Annotated in this window: 14 protein-coding genes; 11 read left to right on the plus strand and 3 right to left on the minus strand. The window is 64.6% G+C overall.

The genetic code is table 11. The annotated features are described in order from the left end of the window. Window positions 1-103: 103 nt before the first annotated feature. The 5 genes from speB to DPM33_RS09290 all read left to right on the plus strand — a co-directional run bounded on the left by speB (window position 104) and on the right by DPM33_RS09290 (window position 4423). Window positions 104-1159, plus strand: a complete 1056-nt coding sequence (speB, locus tag DPM33_RS09270) for an agmatinase (RefSeq protein ID WP_112097092.1) — start codon at window positions 104-106, stop codon at window positions 1157-1159. A gap of 119 nt (window positions 1160-1278) precedes the next feature. Further along, window positions 1279-2088, plus strand: coding sequence for a transporter substrate-binding domain-containing protein (locus tag DPM33_RS09275; RefSeq protein ID WP_112097093.1), 810 nt, complete (start codon window positions 1279-1281; stop codon window positions 2086-2088). A gap of 74 nt (window positions 2089-2162) precedes the next feature. Further along, window positions 2163-2831: an amino acid ABC transporter permease gene (locus DPM33_RS09280; RefSeq protein ID WP_112097094.1), complete on the plus strand. Its 669-nt coding sequence runs from the start codon at window positions 2163-2165 to the stop codon at window positions 2829-2831. Beyond that, window positions 2828-3472, plus strand: coding sequence for an amino acid ABC transporter permease (locus tag DPM33_RS09285; RefSeq protein WP_112097095.1), 645 nt, complete (start codon window positions 2828-2830; stop codon window positions 3470-3472). The genes DPM33_RS09280 and DPM33_RS09285 overlap by 4 nt, the downstream gene beginning before the upstream one ends. A gap of 90 nt (window positions 3473-3562) precedes the next feature. Beyond that, window positions 3563-4423 carry a dienelactone hydrolase family protein gene (locus tag DPM33_RS09290; protein ID WP_112097096.1) on the plus strand — a complete coding sequence of 287 codons (861 nt, stop codon included), beginning with the start codon at window positions 3563-3565 and terminating at the stop codon, window positions 4421-4423. 6 nt (window positions 4424-4429) lie between these two features. Here the strand turns inward: DPM33_RS09290 and DPM33_RS09295 are convergent, their stop codons facing one another. Next, complete coding sequence (locus DPM33_RS09295) at window positions 4430-5833, minus strand: MATE family efflux transporter (protein WP_112097097.1); 1404 nt, start codon at window positions 5831-5833, stop codon at window positions 4430-4432. A gap of 243 nt (window positions 5834-6076) precedes the next feature. Here DPM33_RS09295 and DPM33_RS09300 point away from each other — a divergent pair, with 243 nt between their 5' ends. The 6 genes from DPM33_RS09300 (at window position 6077) to DPM33_RS09325 (ending at window position 12454) form a co-directional block, all read left to right on the plus strand. Continuing rightward, a complete protein-coding gene (locus DPM33_RS09300; protein WP_112097098.1) occupies window positions 6077-6994 on the plus strand; it encodes an AraC family transcriptional regulator in 918 nt (305 codons plus the stop codon). Between the two features lie 241 nt (window positions 6995-7235). Continuing rightward, window positions 7236-8510 (plus strand): ABC transporter substrate-binding protein, encoded by a 1275-nt coding sequence (locus DPM33_RS09305; RefSeq protein WP_112097099.1) that lies wholly within the window; start codon window positions 7236-7238, stop codon window positions 8508-8510. A 101-nt stretch (window positions 8511-8611) separates the two neighbouring features. Continuing rightward, window positions 8612-9478 carry a carbohydrate ABC transporter permease gene (locus tag DPM33_RS09310; protein ID WP_112097100.1) on the plus strand — a complete coding sequence of 289 codons (867 nt, stop codon included), beginning with the start codon at window positions 8612-8614 and terminating at the stop codon, window positions 9476-9478. An 11-nt stretch (window positions 9479-9489) separates the two neighbouring features. Then, window positions 9490-10302, plus strand: a complete 813-nt coding sequence (locus DPM33_RS09315) for a carbohydrate ABC transporter permease (protein WP_112097297.1) — start codon at window positions 9490-9492, stop codon at window positions 10300-10302. Window positions 10303-10318: 16 nt separating this feature from the next. Further along, window positions 10319-11365 (plus strand): NAD(P)-dependent alcohol dehydrogenase, encoded by a 1047-nt coding sequence (locus DPM33_RS09320; RefSeq protein ID WP_112097101.1) that lies wholly within the window; start codon window positions 10319-10321, stop codon window positions 11363-11365. Between the two features lie 3 nt (window positions 11366-11368). Continuing rightward, on the plus strand, window positions 11369-12454 hold the full coding sequence (locus tag DPM33_RS09325; protein WP_112097102.1) for an ABC transporter ATP-binding protein: 1086 nt from the start codon (window positions 11369-11371) through the stop codon (window positions 12452-12454). A gap of 7 nt (window positions 12455-12461) precedes the next feature. Here the strand turns inward: DPM33_RS09325 and DPM33_RS09330 are convergent, their stop codons facing one another. Both DPM33_RS09330 and DPM33_RS09335 read right to left on the minus strand, forming a co-directional pair. After that, a complete protein-coding gene (locus DPM33_RS09330) occupies window positions 12462-14048 on the minus strand; it encodes an FGGY-family carbohydrate kinase (protein WP_112097103.1) in 1587 nt (528 codons plus the stop codon). Then, window positions 14045-14728 carry an HAD family hydrolase gene (locus DPM33_RS09335; RefSeq protein WP_112097104.1) on the minus strand — a complete coding sequence of 228 codons (684 nt, stop codon included), beginning with the start codon at window positions 14726-14728 and terminating at the stop codon, window positions 14045-14047. The genes DPM33_RS09330 and DPM33_RS09335 overlap by 4 nt, the downstream gene beginning before the upstream one ends. Between the last annotated feature and the right edge of the window lie 10 nt (window positions 14729-14738).

A 14738-nucleotide genomic window follows, 5' to 3' on the forward strand; every position in this document is an offset into this window, starting at 1 on the left:
AACAGCTTTCAAGAGACGTGAAATCCGCAGGGAACGATCCGGCCGGACAACAGGCTGGCTTGGCAAACCGTCCGTGCGGGCAGCAAGCAGAGGAGGATCGGACATGGGTTACGATCGCGGCAAGCTCGAAGCGTTGCGCCGCAAATATGGCGAGAGCCATGGCGGCGAGATGTTCGACCCCAAATTCCGCAAGGTCGCCGACAAGATCTTCAACAAGTCGGGCACGCGCCTTGCGCCCTATTCGGGCATCCCGACCTTCCTCGCCGCGCCCTACCGCGAAATCGCCGCCGAGAACCCGGATTTCGGCGACCTGCAGGTGGCGATGATCGGCGTGCCGATGGATCTCGGCGTCACCAATCGCCCGGGCTCGCGCTTCGGGCCACGCGCGTTGCGCACCATCGAACGCATCGGCCCCTACAACCATGTGCTGGAATGCGCGCCGACGCATGAGCTTCGTGTCGCCGACATCGGCGACACGCCGTTCCGCAGCCGCTACCGGCTGGAGATCAGCCATGAGGACATTGAAAAGCGCACCAACCAGATCGTCGATGCCGGCGTGCTGCCGCTCTCGGTCGGCGGCGACCATTCGATCAGCCATCCGATCCTGAAGGCGGTCGGCAAGAAGGCTCCGGTCGGCATGATCCATATCGATGCCCATTGCGACACCAGCGGGCTGTTCGACCTGACCAAGTTCCACCATGGCGGCCCGTTCCGCAACGCGGTGCTGGACGGCGTGCTCGATCCGACCCGCACCATCCAGATCGGCATTCGCGGCGCGGCCGAGTATCTGTGGGAATTCACCTACGAGTCCGGCATGACCGTCGTGCATGCCGAGGAGGTGACCGGCCTCGGCATCCCGGCCATCATCGAGAAGGCTCGGAAAATCGTCGGCGACGGCCCGACCTACATCTCCTTCGACGTCGACAGCATCGATCCGGCCTTCGCGCCGGGCACCGGCACGCCGGAAGTCGGCGGTCTGACGACGCGCGAGGTGCTCGAATTGCTGCGCGGCCTTAAGGGCCTCAACATCGTCGGCGGCGACGTCGTCGAGGTAGCGCCGCAATATGACGCGACCACCAACACCGCCCATGTCGGCGCCCAGGTTCTGTTCGAGATCCTGAGCCTGATGGTGTTCAGCCCAGCGATCAAGAGGGGCTGACACCAAGCAAGCGATTCCGGACGGAAAACCACTTTGCCTGGAATTGCTCTCGCCATTGCGGCCGCCGCGCTGGAGCCGGCGGCCGGTTTCAACAACAAGCTTCCAGCAGGGGAACCACAATGACACTTCATGCCAAGTTCAAGTCATCCATCGCCGCGGCGATGATGCTCGCCACGGCGGGCTTCGGTCTCGCCACCCAGGCCGCGAAGGCCGACGCCGTCGACGACATCACCAAGGCCGGCGCCATCAATGTCGGTATCTTCTCGGATTTCCCCCCCTTCTCCTCGGCCAGCGCCGACATGAGCATCAAGGGTTATGACATCGACGTGGCGCAGGCGATCGCCGATTCCTTGAAGGTGAAGCTCAACCTGGTCAGCGTCACCGGCCAGAACCGCATCCCTTATCTCACCGACAAGCGCGTCGATATCCTGATGAGCGTCGGCTACTCCAAGGAGCGTGAGCAGGTGATCGATTTCGCAGCCGCCTACGCGCCCTATTACATCGCCGTCATCGGCCCGAAGGCGACGGCTGTCAAAGGCAAGGAAGACCTCGCCGACAAGTCGATCGCCGTCAACCGCGGCACGCTGGAGGACACCTCGCTGACCGCGGCGGCGCCCGCTTCGGCCGACATACGCCGCTTCGACAACTACAACTCCGTCATCCAGGCCTTCATCTCCGGCCAGACGCAGCTGATGGTGGTCGGCAACGATGTCGGCGCCCAGGTGCTGGCCAAGCAGGACGCGCTGCAGCCGGAGCAGAAGTTCCAGCTTTTGACCTCGCCTTCGCATATCGGCCTCAACAAGAACGAGGACCGGCTGAAGAAGGCGGTCAACGATGCGGTCGCCAAGATGCTGGCCGACGGCAAGCTCGACGAGAGCTCCAAGGCCTGGCTGAAGACGCCGCTCAATCCCGACAACCTCAAGGATTGATGCCGATCGGTTCGGCGCCGTAACAGGCGCCGAACCGACTTCTAGGTGGGGCACCTCCAACAAGGTTAATCGCCATGGGCTACAGCCTCGACTTCGGCTGGCTTGCGGGTGCCGTGGGCGCGATCGCGCGCGGCGCGGCGACGACGGTCCTTTTGATCGCCGTCACGACGCTCGCGGGAACCTTTCTCAGCATCCTCGGAGCGGCGGGAAAGAGAAACGGCCCCAAGCCGCTTCAGCTGGCGATCGGCATATATGTCGAGGTGATGCGCAACACGCCGTTCCTGGTGCAGCTGTTCTTCATCTTCTTCGGCCTGCCCAGCCTCGGCATCCGGCTCGATCCGATCCTGGCCGCGATGCTGGCAATGACGCTCAACATGGCTGCCTATACGATCGAGATCGTCGGCGCCGGGCTCGACGCCGTGCCGCGCGGCCAGACGGAAGCCGCACTGGCGCTTGGGCTGAGGCCACGCCAGGTGTTCGTCAAGATCGTGCTGCCGCAGGCGCTGAAGGTGATCTACCCGGCGCTGACCAGCCAGATCGTCATCATGATGCTGGAATCGGCCGTGGTGTCGCAGATCGCGGTGCGCGAATTGACCTATGAGGCCGACATGCTGCAGGCCCGCACGTTCCGCGCCTTCGAAACCTATTTCGTGGTGACCATGGTCTATCTCGGCCTGTCGATGGGGCTGCGCCGGCTGCTCGTCGCCGGCGGCCGCCGGGCGCTTGGAGCAGGCGTGTCATGATCGAATTCACCTTCTGGGATATCGTCCGCAACCTTTTGCTCGCCGCGCGCTGGACGGTCCTGTTGTCGCTCGCCGCCTTTGTCGGCGGCGCGCTGGTCGGGCTGATCGTCCTCTTCTTCCGCATCGCCAAGAACAAATGGGCGAAGCGGATCGCCTCGGGCTATATCGCGCTGTTCCAGGGCACGCCGCTGTTGATGCAGCTCTTCCTGATGTTCTTCGGCCTGCCGATGCTCGGCCTGCGAATCGACCCGTGGATGGCGGCGGTGCTGGGCTTGACCTTCTTCGCCAGCGCCTATCTCGCCGAGATCTGGCGCAGCGGCGTCGACGCGCTGCCGCGCGGCCAGTGGGACGCCGGCGCCAGCCTCGGCCTGCATTATCTGCAGGAGCTCAGGCTGATCATCCTGCCGCAGGCCTTCGCGATCACGCGCGCGCCGACCGTCGGTTTCCTGGTGCAGCTGATCAAGTCGACGGCGCTGACCTCGATCATCGGCTTCGAGGAACTGGTGCGCACATCCAACGCCATCAACAACGCAACCTTCGAGCCGTTCAAGGTCTACGGGCTGGTGGCGCTGATCTTCTTCGTCATGTGTTTTCCGCTGACGCAGTATGCGCGACGGCTTAAGCGCACGGCAGGCCGCTAGGCGTCATCGCTCGCCACGCAACTGTGATTTGCAGGAGGTCGGGGCAAGCCCCACTCTGCGCGTCGCGGCTTCAGAGGAGGGTGACCGGCGATGCAGGCGAAACATCTTCTCGCTCTCGCAGGCCTGTTCGCCCTTTGGCTGGCTCAGCCGGTCATGGCCGCCGGGCAGGAGCCGGAAAGCGTCAGCATTCCGGCCGATGGCGAGAACCAGCCGGGGAAGCTGGACGCAAGGCTTTTCAAGCCGCAGGGACAAGGGCCTTTTCCGGCGATCGTCGCCATGCATGGCTGCAGCGGACTGTGGAGCAGCAAGACCATAGGGCTCAGCCCGCGCCATGCCGATTGGGGGCAGCGGCTCGCCGCTCTCGGCTATGTCGTGCTCTTTCCCGACAGCTACGGCTCGCGTGATCTCGGCCCGCAATGCAAAAACGACGACCGGCGGGTCGAGCCTTATCGAGAGCGGGTCGAGGATGCGAACGCCGCCCGCCGCTATCTGCAGACGCTGCCCTATGTGAAGCCGGACGCCATCGGCCTGCTCGGCTGGTCGAACGGCGGCTCGAGCGTGCTCTACACGGTCCGCCCCAAGGACAGGCCAAAGGCCGGTTCGCCGGACTTTCGCGCGGCAGTCGCCTTCTATCCGGGCTGCACGGCAATCGCCAACAAGGGCGACTGGGCGACTCGCGTGCCGCTGCTCATCGTGATGGGCGACGCGGACGACTGGACGCCGGCCGCGCCGTGCAAGACGCTCGCCGCCGCCAATCCCGACAAGGTGAAGCTCATCCTCTATCCCGGCGCCTATCATGACTTCGACAATGAGGCGCAGAAGCTGCACGAACTGCATGGCCTGGCCTACACGGCCAATGACAACGGTGTCGCGCATGCGGGATTAAATCCGGCCGCGCGCGCGGCTGCGCTCAAGGACGTGCCGGATTTTCTCGCGGTGCTGAAGCAGTAAGCCGCCTCAATGCCCGAACGACAGCGCTGGCGTGATGCGGTCGCGCCTGAGCCAGCGCGCCAGGAGCAGCGCCGCCACCACGGCCAGCCCAGACGCCAGGCCGATCCAGATGCCGACGCCGTTCAGCCCGAAATGGAAGGCGAGCAGCACGCCGAGCGGCAGGCCAATGCCCCAATAGCCGATCGCGGCATAGATCATCGGCACCTTGGTGTCGTGCAGGCCGCGCAGCATGCCGGCGGCCACCGCCTGGGCACCGTCGAAAATCTGGAACAGGGCCGCGAACACCAGGAAGGACACGGCAAGCGTGATCACCCTGGCGTTGGCCGGGTCGGCGAGATCGATGAAGGCGCTGATCAGCACATGCGGCCACAGGATCATCACCAGTCCCATCAGCGCCATGAAGGAGACGCCGATGACAAAGGCGGTCCAGCCGGCACGCGAAACGCCTTCCGGATTGCCGGCGCCATGCGCCAGGCCGACGCGCACGGTGACCGCCTGGTTGAGGCCGAGCGGCACCATGAAGGAGATCGACGCGATCTGGATGGCGATCGCATGCGCGGCCAGCGAATCCGCATCGATCAGCCCCATCAGCAGTGCCGCCGCGTTGAAGATCGTCACCTCGAAGGCGAGGATGCCGGCGATCGGCAGGCCGAGCCGGAGCAGGCCGCGAAAGCGCGGCCAGTCGGAGCGCCAGAAGCGGCCGAACAGGCGATAGCGGCGGAATTTCTTCTCCAGCATCACCACTGCGGCCAGGCCGACGAACATCAGCGTGCTGGACAAAGAGGTGGCGAGGCCCGAACCGGCGATGCCCATCGGGCGAACGCCGAGATTGCCGAACATGAACACCCAGTTGAAGAAGGCGTTGCAGGCCACCGCGACGAACACGATGATCAGCGCCCAGCCCGGCCGCTCCAGCGCCGAGATGAAGGAGCGCAGCACGATATAACCGTAGAAGGGCAGCACCGCCCATTGCAGCCAGTGCAGATAGATGCCGGCCTCATGCGCAAGCTCCGGCTTCTGGCCCATGGCCAAAAGCACTTCTTCGCCATGCGAGAGGAAGAGCCAGATCGGGATCGAGATCAGGATCGCCAGCCACAAGCCCTGGCGCACGGTGCGGCGCAGGTCGCGCACCGAATGGCGGCGGCGGCCGAGCTCGGTCGCCATCATCGGCGATGTCGCCAGCATCAGGCCGAGGCCGAAGATCAGCGGCATGAAATAGAGGTTGGAGCCGAGCGCGCCGGCGGCCAGCGTATCGGCGCCAAGGCGGCCCATCATCATGACGTCGGTCGCGGTCATGGCGGTCTGGCCGAGATTGGTCAGCACCATCGGCCAGGCGAGCGCGATCGTCGCCCTGATTTCCTGACGCCAAAGGTTTTCCGGCGCAAGGGCGCCGGTTTCGATCGCAGACATTGTTCCGCTCTTTCAGAACACGGCGCATCGGCAAAAAGGCCGGAAGCCGCACGCAACGGCGCAAAATGGCGCCATTTGCGTCGCCTTGTGGACGAAAAGCGACATGTTGGCAAGGGACGAGGGCCGGCTAGCGATTGATCCAGGCGGAGCCCGGAATCAGCGACGCCTCTTTCATTTGCCGCCCGCGGGCTGCTACGGATGCCTTGGCATGCAGGGCCGGCGCGCCATGCCGGGAGGAAGTGGATGCCGTTCAGGCGCAGAAAGAACACGGCAGCGATCCCGCGCACGGTGCCCGCCTTCGAGCACATCGTGACGGAGGCGAGCGACAGTTTCCTGTGGCGGCTGGACGACTATCCGTGGGAGCGCAATGTCTGGAATTTCCACCCCGAATACGAAATCCATCTCTTGCGGAAATCGTCGGGCGTGGTGCTGGTCGGCGACCATATCGGCGAGTTCGGTCCGGGCTATCTGACGATCGTCGGCGGCGGCCTGCCGCATGACTGGGTGACCGCGGTGCAGCCCGGCGAGCTGATCGAGGGCCGCGATATCGTTCTGCAGTTCGATCCCGAGCGGCTGCGCGGCTCGTCCGGGCTGCTGCCGGAACTGCGCGAGCTGGAGCCGTTCCTGGAACGCTCGCTGCGCGGCATGGTTTTTCACGGCCAGACGGCACTCGACGGCGCCGAGCTGATGGAACGGATGGGAGAGGTGCAAGGGCTGGCGAGGTTCCGCCTGTTCCTCGAGCTGCTCGACCTCCTGGCCGCCACCGACGAATACGAGCTTCTGTCGTCGCCGGATTTTTCGCCGCTGCTCGACGCGGAATCACTCGATATCATCCAGCGCTCGCTGACCTATCTGTTCCAGCATTTCGCCGAGGATCTGAAGCTGCCGGACGTGGCAGAACTGGCCGGCATGAGCGAGAGCACCTTCTCGCGGTTCTTCCAGAAGAACACCGGCAATTCGTTCAGCGACCATGTCGCCAAGCTCAGGCTCTGGCAGGCCTGCAAGCTGCTCGCCGACACCGATATCCCGATCACCGACATCTGCTTCCAGGTCGGCTACATGAACATCTCGAACTTCAACCGCGCCTTCCTGCGCAAGCACAGAATGACGCCGTCCTCCTACCGCAAACTGTCGCGGCAGCGGCTGACGCTGCGGGCTTGATCGAGGCCGACCGGTGGTTTTCCAAACGGTACTGATACTCGTGTGACGAGCAGACTCTGCCGGCGCAGTTTTTTGCGTCGCACAATGCATAAAAGTACAGGTCTGCTGCAACGGGGCTTCTAGTCTCGCTCTTCCCGACTGCTCATTTTGGCGACGGGTGGCAGGTCACGAGGGCGACGGTGAGGGTCGCTTAGCCCGAGGATCCGCCGCTTCCGCGAGTGTTCCTGGAGGAGAAAAACCAATGAATTCAAATCGGCTCGCTGCCAGCCTCGGCGCAGCGTTCGTGCTTACCGCTTCCGTTTCAACCGCAGCGCTTGCCCAGGCGCCAGTCTGCTCCGCGCCGGTCAAGGTGCTGGCGCAGCCGCGCGACGGCCTGACGCTTCTGGAGGACTCCAAGGACGAGTTCAAGAAGCTCTCCGGGGCCTCGTTCCAGATCGATTACCTCAACGAGAACGACCGTCGCGCCAAGTCGCGCGCCGATGCTTCCACCGTCGGCAACTACAACGTCTACTATGTCGACGAGGCCAATGTGGCGCTGTTCGCTTCCTCGGGCTGGATCGCCCCGCTGACAGATTATTATCCGGCTGACTACGACTTCGCCGATTTCGATCCGGGCCGGCAGAAGGTCGCCACCTATGACGGCAAGGTCTGGTTCGCGCCGCTGACCGGCGGAGGCGACCTGATGGTCTATCGCAAGGATGTGCTGGAAGCCGCCGGCATCCAGCCGCCGAAGACGCTGGACGAGCTGATGGCCGACGTGCCGAAGCTGACCAATGCCGACAAGGGCATGTATGGCATCGCGCTGCGCGGCGCGCGCGGCTCGGGCGCCAATGTCTGGCGCTGGATGCCGTTCTTCAAGGCCTATGGCGGCAAGTGGTTCGACGGCGACAAGCCGGCTTTCAACTCGGACGCGGCCGTCAAGGCGACGGAAGCCTATCTCAAGCTGTTCAAGGACTCGGCCCCTGGCACGCAGACCGGCAGCTGGGATGAATCGACCGGCGCCTTCCTCTCCGGCCAGGTCGCCATCCTGGTCGAATCGACGCCGCTGTCGGGCATGGCGGTGGACCCGAAGACCTCGCAGGTGGTCGGCAAGGTCGGCTTCTTGCCGCCGCCCTCGCCGCTGCCGGGTGGCGGCTACGGCCATGGGCTCGCCATCGGCACCAAGGCCAATGCGGATGATGCTTCGAAGAAATGCGCCGGCCTGTTCATCGCCTGGGCGACATCCAAAGAGAATGAGAAGCGCCGGCTCGATGCGCATCAGTTCGGCGAACTGAACCGCACCAGCGTGCTGTCCAGCAAGGAATTCGCCGATATCTATGGCGCCGACCTCGGCAAGGCGCTGGCCGATACCGGCAAGGTGACGGCGGTGAACTTCTGGCAGGATCCGCGCTGGCCCGATCTCGGCGACCGCTGGGGCATCATCCTCGAAGAGCTGGTCACCGGCACGCGCACCGACATCAAGGGTGGCCTCAACGAGCTCGATGCCTATGCCAACGAGCTGGTGAAGAAGAAGTAATCCTCCCGCCCGCGGCGCGCGGTCCACGGCATTCGAAGGAATGCCGGGATCCGCGCCGCGGGTTTTCATACCCGGAAGCCAACCCAAGCAAGGACAGGCCGATGCGCCGCCGCTCTTCCCTGCCCGCCACCTTTCTCGTGCCGACGCTCGCGATCCTGCTCGTGCTGTCGATGGTGCCGACGCTCTATGCCATCGTCATCGCGCTGCAGAACCGCGAACTGAGCACACCCGGCTATTCCTGGGTCTGGTTCTCGAACTTCGCCGATCTCTTTACCGATCGCCGCTTCCTCAATGCCGTCTGGGTTTCGGTGAAATGGGAGATCGTCACCGTCGTGGCGACCATGGTGGTGGCGATCGGGCTCGGCGTTTTGATGTTCGAGGTCGCCTCGTCGCGCATGCGCAATGTCTATTGCCTGCTGTTCATCATCCCCGTGCTGCTGCCGCGCGTCTCGGCCGCCTTCGTCTGGAAGTTCGCCTATCACCCGCTCTACGGCATCGCCACCTATCCTTATCGCCTCATCACCGGCGGGCTGATCTTCGATCCGCTGTCCAAGCCCGGCACCGCGCTGTTCGCCGTCGCTTCGGTCGATGTCTGGCAATGGGGGCTGTTCTTCGCCGTCATCGTGCTGAAGCTGCTCGAGACCTTGCCGCCGCAGCCGATCGAGGCGGCGCGGCTCGACCACGCCAAGCGCTGGCAGATCCACGCCTATGTCACCCTGCCGATGCTGAAGGCGCCGCTGATCAGCCTGATGTTCGTCAAGATGATCGAGTCGCTGCGTTCCTTCGACCTGATCTATGTGATGACGCGCGGAGGTCCGGGCGTCGCGACCGAGACGCTCGACATGTACGCCTTCTCGCAGGGCTTCATCGAATCCGGCAAGGTCTCCTACGCTTCGGCCATGGCGGTGCTGATGATGATCGCCACCGTCATCACCTTCACCATGCTGTGGAAGCGGGTGCAGGCATGAAGCAGTATCGGATGAGACCGGGCCGCCTGATCGCCAAGGCCGTCCTGGCGCTGGCCGGGTTCCTTGCCGTGTTCCCGCTGGTGTGGACGGCGCTCAACGCGCTGAAGAACAATGTCGACATCATCACGCGCGTGCCGAAGGTAATCTTCACGCCGACGCTCGCCAATATCGGCTACATTCTCGGCCGCGACAGCGTGCTGACCGGGCTCTACAATTCGATCGTGGCCTGCGGCTCGGCGGTGCTGATCGGCATCGTGCTCGGCCTGCCGGCGGCCTATGCGGTGGCGCGCTATCCGAACCGCTTTGCCGGCGACATCCAGTTCTTCGTCCTGTCGTTGCGCTTCCTGCCGCCGGTGGCGGTGGCCATTCCATTGATGGTGATCTGGCTGCAGGTCGGTCTCTACGACACGCTTCCCGCGCTGATCGTCACTTATTCGCTGCTCACCATCTCGGTGATCATGTGGCTCGCGATTCCCGCCTTCCAGGGCGTACCGAAGGAGATCGAGGAAGCGGCTTTCGTCGACGGCTACGGCGCCTATTCGGTGTTCTGGCGGATCGCGCTCCCCGTCGCGGCGCGCTCGCTCATCGGTGCCATCGCCTTCAGCTTCGTGCTGGTGTGGAACGAGTTCCTGATCGCGCTGATGCTGTCGAGCTCCAACGCCAAGACGCTGCCGATCGTCGCGTCCGAACTCTCCCAGCAAGGCATGAACGTGCCCTGGGGCATCCTCAACGCCTCGGTCGTGCTCCTGTCGCTGCCGCCGCTGCTCTTCCTCGGGATCTTGAGCGGCTTCCTGAATTCCGTTTTCCGGCAAAAGAACAATTGAAGTGAGGCCTACCCCGATGCGAGCACTGGTGCTTGAGAAAAAAGGCGAACTGTCGCTGCGCGAGATCGCGCTGCCGCAAGACGTCGGACCGGACGACGTCAGGATCGCCATCCACACGGTCGGCGTCTGCGGCAGCGACGTGCACTACTACACGCATGGCGCCATCGGCAGCTACATCGTGCGCCAGCCGATGGTGCTCGGCCATGAGGCCTCGGGCACGATCGTCGAGGTCGGCGCCAATGTCGCGAGCCTGAAGGTCGGCGACCGCGTCTGCATGGAGCCCGGCGTGCCGAACCTGTCGTCGCGCGCGGCCAAGCTCGGCATCTACAATGTCGACCCCGACGTCAGTTTCTGGGCGACGCCGCCGGTGCATGGCGTGCTCGCGCCCTACGCCGTGCATCCCGCGGCCTTCACCTACAAACTGCCGGACAACGTGTCCTTCGCCGAAGGCGCGATGGTTGAACCCTTCGCCATCGGCATGCAGGCGGCGACGCGGGCCAGGATCGTGCCGGGCGATGTCGCCGTGGTCGTCGGCTGCGGCCCGATCGGCATCATGATCGCGCTGGCCGCTTTGGCCGGTGGCTGTTCAAAAGTGCTGATTTCGGACTTCTCCGCGCCGAAGCTTGCGATTGCCGCCCAGTATCCGGGAATCGTGCCCGTGAATATCGGCGAGGAGCCGCTGGTCGACGCCGTGATGACCGCCACCGACAATTGGGGCGCCGATATCGTGTTCGAGGCAAGCGGCAGCCCAAAGGCCATCGCCAATCTGTTCGACATCGTGCGGCCGGGCGGCGCGGTGGTGCTGGTCGGGCTGCCGGTGGAGCCGGTCGCGCTCAATGTGCCGGCGGCGATCTCGAAGGAAGTGCGCATCGAGACCGTGTTCCGCTACGCCAACATCTTCGACCGCGCCTTGCAGCTGATCGCCTCCGGCAAGGTCGACCTCAAGCCGCTGATCACCGGCACTTATGATTTCTCCGACAGCATCAAGGCGTTCGAGCGCGCCGCGCAAGGCCAGCCGCAGGACGTCAAGCTGCAGATCCTGCTGACCGGCGAGAAGGGATAAGGGATGTCCGCGATCGTCTGCTCCCATGTCGACAAGGCCTATGGCGCCACTTCCGTCATCCGCGATCTCAACCTGGCGATCGAGGAGCACGAATTCGTCGTGTTCCTTGGCCCGTCCGGCTGCGGCAAGTCCACGCTGCTCAGGATGCTGGCGGGGCTGGAGGATATCAGCGGCGGCGAGGTGTCGATCGGCGGCAAGGTGGTAAACGATCTCGACCCAGGCGACCGCGGCATCGCCATGGTGTTCCAGAATTATGCGCTCTATCCGCATATGACGATCTTCGACAACGTCGCCTTCGGACTGAAGCGGCAGAAGGTGCCGGCGGCGGAGATCAAGAAGCGCGTCGAGGCCGTCGCGAAAACGCTCGGGCTCGAACCCTATCTCGGCCGCAAGCCGACCGAGCTTTCCGGCGGCCAGCAGCAGCGCGTCGCGATCGCGCGCGCCATGATCAAGACGCCGAAAGTGTTCCTGTTCGACGAGCCGCTCTCCAATCTCGACGCCAAGCTGCGCAACCATATGCGCGTCGAGATCGCCAGGCTGCACCAGTCGCTCAAGACCACCACCGTCTATGTCACGCATGACCAGCTCGAGGCGATGACGCTTGCCGACCGCATCGTGCTTCTGAAGGACGGCGTGATCGAGCAGATCGGCTCGCCGGCGGAAATCTATCGCCGCCCCGGCAACCAGTTCGTAGCCGGCTTCATCGGCACGCCGAACATGAATTTCATCGACGCCATGGTCGCCCGGAAGGGCGACGGCTGGACGCTGACCGGCGCCGGAACGCTGCTATCGCTGGAGGGCAGCGACTTTTACCTGCAGCACGGCGACCGCGTCGTGCTCGGCATCCGGCCTCCGGACCTGAAGACGGCGGAAGCCGGCGCGGCAAACCTGCTGCAAGGCACGGCCGATCTCATCGAGTTCCATGGCAATGACGCGCTGGTGACGTTCGGCTCGGGCGGCAAGGAAATCAGCGCGCTGGTGCCGGCCCGCGAATGCCCGGAGCAGAGCGCGCCGGTGCGCTACAGCTTCGAGGAGCAGAGCATCCATCTGTTCGATGCGGAAAGCGGCAGGTCGCTGCGCAAGCAATAGGAAACGGCTAGCGAATCGCGTCGAGCATCTGCCGCTGGCGGTGCATTTCGAGGAAGATGCGGTAGTCGCGGTCGAAGCGGTCGCCCGCTTCCTTGTTGGGGGCGCGCGTCCTGCCGCCCTGCTGCATGGCGACGCAGGCAGCAGTGAGATCGGGAAAGAGCCCGGCGGCGGTCGCCGCCACCATGCCGGTGCCGAGCAGCACCGCCTCGTCGGCCAGCGGCTCGACCACCGTGCAGCCGGTGGCGTCGGCGTAGAGCTCCATCAAAAGCGGGTTCTTGGTGTGGCCGCCGGTGACGTGCAGCGTGTCGATCAGATAGCCGTTCTCGTTCAGCGCCTCAAGCACATGGCGCACACCGAGCGCGATGCCGACGGCGGTGCGCCAATAGAGCTTGCACAGGCTGTCGAAAGAGGCATCGAGCGTCAGGCCGCTGATGACACCGACCGCGTGCGGGTCGGCGAGCGGCGAGCGGTTGCCGTGGAAATCCGGCAGCACGTGCAGTCTTGCCGCCAGTTCATCGCCGTCCTCGGCGCGCAACTCGGCGACCCGTCCGGCGATCTTCATATGCATGGCCGCGTCCGGCTCGCCGCCGGCGCCGTGCCAGCGGATGATGTGGTCGAGCAGCGCGCCGGTGGCCGACTGGCCGCCTTCCGAGAGCCACAGCGTCGGCAAGGCGGCGCCGTAATAGGGGCCCCAGACGCCGGCGAAGGGTTGCGGGTCGAGCGACATCGCCATGACGCAGGACGATGTGCCGGCAATCAGCGCCAGATGCCGGCTGATGTCTTTCTCGTCCCCGGCAAAGCCGCCCAGCACGCCGAGCGCCCCGGCATAGGCGTCGATGACGCCGGCGCCCACCCGGCATTTTTCGGTCAAGCCGAGCTCGGCGGCCGCTTCGGCCGTCAGCGGACCGATATCGGTACCGACGGGGCTCGCCTTCTCCGGCAGATGGCCGTGCTCGAAGAGATCATCCAGGCCGACGAGCTCGAAGAAGTCGCGGCGCCAGCTTTTTTCCTCGTGGGCGAGATAGGTCCATTTCGCAGTCAGGGTGCATTGCGAGCGGGCCAGCGAGCCCGATGCCTTCCAGGTGAGGAAATCGGCGAGGTCGAATAGATAGCCGGCTTCATTCCATGTCTTCGGCAGGTGGCGCTTCAACCACATCAGCTTCGGCGTTTCCATCTCCGGCGACATCACGCCGCCGATATAGTCGAGCACGGCGTGGCCGCTCGTCGTGCATTCATCGGCTTCGGCGATGGCGCGATGATCGAGCCAGACTATCGTGTCCCAGCGCTTCTCGCCGGTGACCGAGACGCTGATCTGACTGCCCTGCCTGTCGCGCGCGACCAGCGAGCAGGTGGCGTCGAAAGAGATGCCGGCGATGTCGCCGGCAGCGACCCCGGATTTCTGCAGGGCGGCCCGCACCGCCTTGCACACGGCCGACCAGATATCTTCCGAATCATGCTCGGCATGATCGGGCTTGGGCTGATGCATGGCGATCGGGTGATCGGCGCGGCCGAGCAGGTTGCCTTCAGAGTCGAGAATGCCCGCGCGAGCGCTCCCGGTGCCGACATCGACCGCGCAAACGAAACTCTTGGTCAAGATGCTTTTTCTCTCGCTCCCAGGCCTGCAATCAGATCGGGCAATTGCAGCATGTCAGCGAATATAAAGTCCGGTTCCGTCGACGCAAGCCGCGCCTTGAGCGCGGGATTGGAGGCATGCGAGCCACCGGTGAAAGCAAGGACGCGCATGCCGGCCGCGCGCGCCGCGGCGACGCCGGCGGGGCTGTCCTCGATGACCAGGCAATTGCGCGGATGCGCCCGCATCGAGGCGGCGGCGTGGAGGAAAAGGTCGGGCGCCGGCTTGCCGCGCTTGACCATGGTGGCGCTGAAGAGATGCGGCTCCAGCAAGGGCAGCAGGCCGGTGACTTCGAGCGCGTAGCGGATGCGTTCCAGCGTGCCGGACGAAGCGACGCAGCAAGGCAGGCCGAGCCTCGGCAGCACGTCCTTGACGCCCGGGATCGGCTTCAATTCCTCGCGGAATTTGCGCATCAGGTCGACGCGCATGGCGGTCAGATGCTGGTCGTTGATCTCCAGCCCGAAGTCGCGGCCGAGGATCTCGCGCACGCTCTTCATGCTCTTGCCGAGGAAATGCTCGTAGGCGGCGTCCTCGCTCACCGTGCCGCCGGCGAGCTCGATCATGCCGAGCAGCGCGGTGACCGAAAGCGCCTCGCTGTCGACCAGCACGCCGTCACAGTCGAAGATGACCAGTTCCGGCGTCATCGCGACATGC

The organism is Mesorhizobium hawassense (genome assembly GCF_003289945.1).
Classification (GTDB): Bacteria; Pseudomonadota; Alphaproteobacteria; order Rhizobiales; family Rhizobiaceae; genus Mesorhizobium; species Mesorhizobium hawassense.

Excerpts from the sequence above, each read along its gene's own strand:
- DPM33_RS09300 (WP_112097098.1), top strand. The coding sequence starts at position 6,077 with ATGCCGTTCAGGCGCAGAAAGAACACGGCAGCGATCCCGCGCACGGTG.
- speB (WP_112097092.1), top strand. The coding sequence starts at position 104 with ATGGGTTACGATCGCGGCAAGCTCGAAGCGTTGCGCCGCAAATATGGC.
- DPM33_RS09290 (WP_112097096.1), top strand. The coding sequence starts at position 3,563 with ATGCAGGCGAAACATCTTCTCGCTCTCGCAGGCCTGTTCGCCCTTTGG.
- DPM33_RS09310 (WP_112097100.1), top strand. The coding sequence starts at position 8,612 with ATGCGCCGCCGCTCTTCCCTGCCCGCCACCTTTCTCGTGCCGACGCTC.
- DPM33_RS09275 (WP_112097093.1), top strand. The coding sequence starts at position 1,279 with ATGACACTTCATGCCAAGTTCAAGTCATCCATCGCCGCGGCGATGATG.
- DPM33_RS09305 (WP_112097099.1), top strand. The coding sequence starts at position 7,236 with ATGAATTCAAATCGGCTCGCTGCCAGCCTCGGCGCAGCGTTCGTGCTT.
- DPM33_RS09295 (WP_112097097.1), bottom strand. The coding sequence starts at position 5,833 with ATGTCTGCGATCGAAACCGGCGCCCTTGCGCCGGAAAACCTTTGGCGT.
- DPM33_RS09335 (WP_112097104.1), bottom strand. The coding sequence starts at position 14,728 with ATGACGCCGGAACTGGTCATCTTCGACTGTGACGGCGTGCTGGTCGAC.
- DPM33_RS09325 (WP_112097102.1), top strand. The coding sequence starts at position 11,369 with ATGTCCGCGATCGTCTGCTCCCATGTCGACAAGGCCTATGGCGCCACT.
- DPM33_RS09315 (WP_112097297.1), top strand. The coding sequence starts at position 9,490 with ATGAGACCGGGCCGCCTGATCGCCAAGGCCGTCCTGGCGCTGGCCGGG.
- DPM33_RS09320 (WP_112097101.1), top strand. The coding sequence starts at position 10,319 with ATGCGAGCACTGGTGCTTGAGAAAAAAGGCGAACTGTCGCTGCGCGAG.
- DPM33_RS09280 (WP_112097094.1), top strand. The coding sequence starts at position 2,163 with ATGGGCTACAGCCTCGACTTCGGCTGGCTTGCGGGTGCCGTGGGCGCG.
- DPM33_RS09285 (WP_112097095.1), top strand. The coding sequence starts at position 2,828 with ATGATCGAATTCACCTTCTGGGATATCGTCCGCAACCTTTTGCTCGCC.